The organism is Microbulbifer sp. (assembly GCF_036563125.1).
Taxonomy (GTDB): domain Bacteria; phylum Pseudomonadota; class Gammaproteobacteria; order Pseudomonadales; family Cellvibrionaceae; genus Microbulbifer.
The window spans coordinates 1-5,868 of record NZ_DATCMV010000094.1 but is presented as its reverse complement, the minus strand read 5'-3'; the positions used below and the strand labels follow the sequence as shown (position 1 = coordinate 5,868).

The following is a 5,868-nucleotide window of genomic DNA, read 5'->3' as shown; positions in this document are numbered from 1 at the left end:
CTTCAAGGGAGTAATTTCGGCCTTAACAGTCGTTCTGCAGCAGGTCTTTGGTCTGCCGGATACGCTGCTGGCGCTCTTCCTCTGCGAGCACCCGGTAGTTCCCATTTGCATCGACTTCGCGCACCCTTGGGCGGGCCTGGAGTTCCTGCAGGCGGGCCTGGGCATTGCGACAGCGCAGCTCGCGGGCTGCCATCTCTGCGGCACGCGCTTGCGCTTGCTTTGCCGATTGATCGTCGTCGGTTTTCGGCTGCGATTCAGGTGTACTTTCCGAATTACCGCTATCAGCTGCTTCAGTGGCCAACTTGCGTTCAGCTATCTGTGCATTCTGCTCCTGCTGCCATTGCTTGAAGCGGTCGGACTTGGGGGCCTTGACGACTTCCACCTGCTCCCGCTTCGGCGGTTGCGAGCCAAAGTGTACTACCCCGTTTTCATCCACCCATTTGTAGATGCCGTCTGCCTGAACCGTTGCCGCCAATCCTATGCCGAGGATCAGGGTTGCAATGACGCTGCGCATGAAGGAACTGCCTTGTGTTGTTGTCTGTGTTGTGCCCGCAGTGGCTAACACTACCGTATTGCGCGCAACTTGTAAGTCCCGATTGTAACGGGCTGCGGGGGATAACTCGCGACGGGGTTAACAGTTTGTTCTACAGGATTCAGGCTTGCGGTTTGAACTGTGCTCAAAACCCCGCTCCATAATGGAGCAAAACTCTCTTCTTCTATTGACACCCAAGGCTCAAGCTGGACAATTTGTTGTTCTCTCGGCGAAGTAGATGCCACCACAACACCCCTGTGGTTCGCATGCGCTCTCCGGTGGGTTAAGCGCCCACCACCTCCTGTCGAGGAGGCCCTCCCCATCTGGAGGCCTTGGCACCTGCACCCCGGATCTCTCAATGATTTCTGCCGGTCGGGTTCCGCGCAATTTGGTGTACCCGTGAAGCTATCCTAAAAAACGGGCTAAATCTGCGTTTAAGGCTGATATTTATCACGCTTTTCCTTTAGAATCGCCATCTGGCTTTCGCGCTACATGGTTTTCTGTGGCCTGTGGATGATGCAGGTCCTAAGAATTGGGAAATTTTGAGGGGGCTCAAGTGGAATTACTCTCCGGCGGCGATATGTTGGTTCGCGCGCTGCAGGATGAAGGGGTAGACCTGATATTCGGTTACCCTGGCGGTTCGGCACTGCATATTTACGATGCCATCTTTCGCCAGAAGGGCATCAAGCATGTGCTGGTGCGTCACGAGCAGGGCGCCACGCACGCTGCGGACGGTTATGCCCGCGCCACCGGCAAGACCGGTGTGGTGCTGGTGACCTCCGGTCCCGGTGCCACCAATGCCATCACCGGCATTGCCACCGCCTACATGGATTCCATCCCAATGGTGGTGATTTCCGGTCAGGTGCCTTCCGACAAGATTGGCGAAGATGCCTTCCAGGAAACCGACATGGTCGGTTGCTCGCGGCCGATCGTGAAACACAGTTTCCTGGTGAAGAACGCCGAAGACATTCCCGAGGTCGTAAAGAAGGCCTTCTATATTGCTTCCACCGGCCGCCCCGGCCCGGTAGTGATCGATATCCCCAAGGATGTCACCAATCCGGTGGATCGTTTTCCGTACAAATATCCGGAAAAACTGCGCATGCGCTCCTATACCCCGGCGGGCAAAGGCCACACCGGCCAGATCCGCAAGGCGGTTGCGCTGCTGCTGTCTGCCAAGCGCCCGGTTATCTACGCCGGCGGTGGGGTGGTGCAGGGGGATGGCGCGGATCTGCTGACCGCGCTTGCCCAGCACCTGAACTTCCCGGTAACCAATACCCTGATGGGGCTCGGTGCCTATCCGGGTACCGACAAGCGCTTCCTTGGTATGTTGGGCATGCACGGTACCTTCGAGGCCAATACCGCAATGCACCACGCGGACGTGATTCTTGCGGTGGGTGCGCGCTTTGATGACCGGGTTACCAACACCCCGGGCAAGTTCTGTCCCGGAGCCAAAGTTATCCACATCGACGTGGACCCGGCATCCATTTCCAAAACCATCACTGCCGATGTGCCCATCGTGGGTACGGTGCAGTCTGTTTTGAAGGAAATGCTGGAGATGCTCAAGGCATCCCGGGAGATGCCGGATCAGTCCGCGATTGTGGATTGGTGGCGCCAGATCGACGACTGGCGCGAGCGTCATGGTCTCTACACGGCTCCCCGTTACCGCACCGATGGCGACATGATCATGCCGCAGGAAGTGATTCGCGCGGTGCACGAGATCACCAAGGGCGATGCGTATGTAACCTCCGACGTCGGTCAGCACCAGATGTTTGCCGCGCAGTACTATCTGTTCGACAAGCCCCGTCGCTGGATCAACTCCGGTGGCCTCGGCACCATGGGCTTTGGCCTGCCGGCGGCGCTGGGGGTGAAAATGGCATTCCCGGATTCTGAAGTTGTGTGCGTGACCGGTGAAGGCAGTATCCAGATGTGTATCCAGGAACTGTCCACTGCGACCCAGTATCACCTGCCGGTAAAGATTCTGTGTCTGAACAACCAGGCTCTGGGGATGGTGAAGCAGTGGCAGGAAATGCAGTACGAAGGTCGCCTGTCCAACAGTGTGTATGAAGAGTCCCTGCCGGACTTCATCAAGCTGGCTGAAGCCTATGGCCATCTGGGTATGAAGATCGAGCATCGCGACGAGCTGCACGGCAAGCTGGCCGAGGCCTTCGCGATCAAGGATCGCACCGTGTTTATCGATGTTTACGTAGATCCGACCGAGCACGTCTACCCCATGCAGGTAATGCCGAATGGCTCCATGCGGGATATGTGGCTCAGCAAGACGGAACGGACGTAAAGGGAGGTAAACAAAATGCGCAGAATCATTTCAGTTCTGATGGAGAACGAACCCGGTGCGTTGTCGCGGGTAGTGGGCCTGTTTTCCCAGCGAGGCTACAACATTGAAAGTCTCACTGTAGCGCCTACTGAGGATGCGACCTTGTCGCGTCTGACGCTGACCACCATCGGGGACGACCACAAGATCGAACAGATCACCAAGAATCTGAACAAGTTGATCGATGTGGTTAAGCTGGTGGACCTCACCGAAGGTTCGCACATCGAGCGCGAGTTGCTTCTGGTTAAGGTGCGCGCGACCGGTGCCCAGCGGGATGAAGTCAAACGCAGTGTGGACATCTTCCGCGGCCAGATCGTCGATGTCACCAGCAATATGTACACGGTGCAGGTGGCCGGTACCAGTGAAAAACTGGACGCTTTCTTACAGGCACTGGGTGAGCACACCATTATGGAAGTGGTTCGCACCGGTGTCTCGGGGATCGCCCGCGGCGAGAAAGTTCTCAGTATTTGAACGTCGAACCCACAGTGAATTCATCTGTGCTGAGCAAGCAGCGCGGAATGACCTTTTAAAGTACTTAAAGCAGGAAGTAAGTTATGCAAGTTTATTACGATAAAGATTGTGACCTCTCTCTGATCAAATCCAAAACCGTCGCCATCGTAGGCTATGGTTCCCAGGGACACGCCCACGCGAACAACCTGAAAGACTCTGGTGTGAATAATGTGGTTGTCGGTCTGCGCAAGGGTTCCGCATCCTGGGCCAAGGCAGAAAAGGCCGGTCTGCGTGTTGCCGAAGTGGCCGATGCGGTTAAAGATGCCGACGTGGTGATGATCCTGGCTCCGGATGAATACCAGGCTGCGGTTTACCGTGAGCAGGTTGCTCCGAACCTGAAGGCGGGCGCTGCCCTGGCATTCGCGCACGGTTTCAACATTCACTTTGAACTGATCCAGCCGCCGCAAGATGTGGACGTGATCATGATCGCCCCGAAAGGCCCGGGTCACACTGTACGCTCCACTTACATGGAAGGGGGCGGTGTCCCGACCCTGATCGCCGTATACCAGAACGCTTCTGGCAATGCTAAAGAGCTGGCGCTGTCCTACGCTTCCGCCAATGGCGGCGGTCGCTCCGGTATCATCGAAACCAACTTCCGTGAAGAAACCGAAACCGATCTGTTCGGTGAGCAGGCGGTACTCTGTGGTGGTGTTTCCGCGCTGGTGCAGGCTGGCTTCGAAACCCTGACTGAGGCCGGCTACGCGCCGGAAATGGCGTACTTCGAATGTCTGCACGAGCTTAAACTGATCGTCGACCTGATGTATCAGGGTGGCATCGCGGATATGCGCTACTCTATCTCCAATACCGCAGAGTACGGCGACTATGTCACCGGCCCGCGCATTGTTACCGAAGAGACCAAGGCGGAAATGAAGCGCGTTCTGAAAGATATTCAGACCGGTAAATTCGCCAAGGACTTCATGCTGGAGTCCCTCGCAGGTCAGCCCCGCCTGAAAGCTGAGCGTCGCATCGGCAGTGAGCACCAGATTGAAGAGGTTGGTGCCAAGCTGCGCGCAATGATGCCCTGGATCAAGGCGAACAAGATCATCGACAAGACCGAAGGCAACAGCTGACCGCTGGGCTTTGGTTGAAAAGGCGGCGGGACCTATCGGTCCCGCCGCCTTTTTTTTTGCTGGCGCGTCACTGTACACTCTCAGGCATACAAACCTCACAGGATTTTGGAAGGAAGCTGTATGAGCGAAAAACAGGAAGGTCCGGGATCAGAAAGCCCGCGCGTCGAGGAGGAGATCCGCCTGCCGGTCGATGAGCATATCGAAGAGGAGGTATCGGCCACTGGTAAAAAGGTCCGGGCCAAAGGTGTCTATCTCCTGCCCAACCTGATTACTACTGGTGCTCTGTTCAGTGGTTTTTATGCGATCGTTGCCGGAATGGGAGGTAACTTCGAAGCTGCGGCAATCGCGATTTTTGCCGCCATGATCCTGGATGGACTGGACGGTCGGGTGGCCCGTCTGACAGACACCCAGAGCGCGTTTGGCGTTCAGTACGATTCGCTTTCCGACATGGTGTCGTTTGGGTTGGCACCGGCGCTGGTGGTATTTAGTTGGGGGCTAGGGCCTCTCGGCAAGCTTGGATGGGCGGCAGCGTTCCTTTACGCCGCGTGCGCGGCGTTGCGACTTGCGCGTTTTAATACCCAGGTAGATACCGTTGATAAGGGGGTATTTATCGGGCTTGCCAGCCCGACAGCTGCGGCCATTGTTGCCAGCATGGTGTGGGCGGGGCACGACGCGGAAGTCGGCACCGGTCTCGCCATCGTCGCGGCACTGGTAACCGTAGCTGCGGGTATGTTGATGGTTTCCAATTTCCATTACTCGAGCTTTAAGAAGTTGGACTTCAAGGGTCGTGTTCCCTTCGTCATGTTGCTGGTTATCATCCTTGTGTTCAGTCTGGTGACCATTGATCCACCAAGAGTGTTGTTAGTGATCGCGGTCATTTACACCTTTTCGGGGCCTGTAATGTGGGCCTGGAAGGGCGTGCGGGAGCGGCGCAAGGCTCAGCTGCAGTCTGAACCGTCACAGTCAGCAGTCGTCGACAAGGATGATGAGAAAAGCTGAGCTCGGTACCACTAGTTAACCCCGTCTGAACTTGTCCGGCCGAGTAATTCCGAACTTGGCCGGACTTCCCTCTCTCGCTTTTGGCAATTTCTCCCCGCCAGACTACTCTTGAAAGATTCCCCGGCTAACTGCAGGGCGGCCCATGGCGTAGGGTGTTTATCGCCATAAAATGAGTGACTGCAAGGGCTGTGAACTTTTTTCAAAAAAGTGCTTGCAGGGCAGGGGGTGGATTCGTATAGTTCGCGCCCTCGCCGCTGCAGAGGTGGCGAGAACGGCAAGATAGGTTGTTGATTTTCAAGGGGTTTCCCCTGGTGAACGAAAGTCAAAAAACAGCTTGCCAAGCGAGAGTGGCTCGATATAATGCGCGCCCTTCTCGAGATCACCGAGAGGTGGTCAGCGCTTCGAAAGACCTTGATTTGTAAGGGTTT

The 5,868-nt window shown here is 56.3% G+C and carries 5 protein-coding genes; 4 read left to right on the top strand and 1 reads right to left on the bottom strand.

What is annotated here, in order from left to right; genetic code table 11:
- Window positions 1-22 precede the first annotated feature (22 nt).
- The gene (locus tag VIL80_RS07815) at window positions 23-514 is read right to left on the bottom strand and encodes a DUF4124 domain-containing protein (RefSeq protein WP_332035560.1); all 492 of its coding nucleotides are present in this window, start codon (window positions 512-514) and stop codon (window positions 23-25) included.
- 574 nt (window positions 515-1,088) lie between these two features.
- Between VIL80_RS07815 and VIL80_RS07810 the strand changes: the two genes are divergently transcribed.
- The 4 genes from VIL80_RS07810 (at window position 1,089) to pssA (ending at window position 5,440) form a co-directional block, all read left to right on the top strand.
- On the top strand, window positions 1,089-2,825 hold the full coding sequence (locus VIL80_RS07810; RefSeq protein WP_332035559.1) for an acetolactate synthase 3 large subunit: 1,737 nt from the start codon (window positions 1,089-1,091) through the stop codon (window positions 2,823-2,825).
- A 15-nt stretch (window positions 2,826-2,840) separates the two neighbouring features.
- The gene (gene ilvN, locus VIL80_RS07805) at window positions 2,841-3,332 is read left to right on the top strand and encodes an acetolactate synthase small subunit (protein ID WP_138236883.1); all 492 of its coding nucleotides are present in this window, start codon (window positions 2,841-2,843) and stop codon (window positions 3,330-3,332) included.
- Between the two features lie 83 nt (window positions 3,333-3,415).
- Window positions 3,416-4,441 (top strand): ketol-acid reductoisomerase, encoded by a 1,026-nt coding sequence (ilvC, locus tag VIL80_RS07800; protein WP_332035558.1) that lies wholly within the window; start codon window positions 3,416-3,418, stop codon window positions 4,439-4,441.
- 120 nt (window positions 4,442-4,561) lie between these two features.
- A complete protein-coding gene (pssA, locus tag VIL80_RS07795; RefSeq protein ID WP_332035557.1) occupies window positions 4,562-5,440 on the top strand; it encodes a CDP-diacylglycerol--serine O-phosphatidyltransferase in 879 nt (292 codons plus the stop codon).
- Window positions 5,441-5,868 lie beyond the last annotated feature (428 nt).

Excerpts from the sequence above, each read along its gene's own strand:
- ilvC (WP_332035558.1), top strand. The coding sequence starts at position 3,416 with ATGCAAGTTTATTACGATAAAGATTGTGACCTCTCTCTGATCAAATCC.
- VIL80_RS07815 (WP_332035560.1), bottom strand. The coding sequence starts at position 514 with ATGCGCAGCGTCATTGCAACCCTGATCCTCGGCATAGGATTGGCGGCA.
- pssA (WP_332035557.1), top strand. The coding sequence starts at position 4,562 with ATGAGCGAAAAACAGGAAGGTCCGGGATCAGAAAGCCCGCGCGTCGAG.
- ilvN (WP_138236883.1), top strand. The coding sequence starts at position 2,841 with ATGCGCAGAATCATTTCAGTTCTGATGGAGAACGAACCCGGTGCGTTG.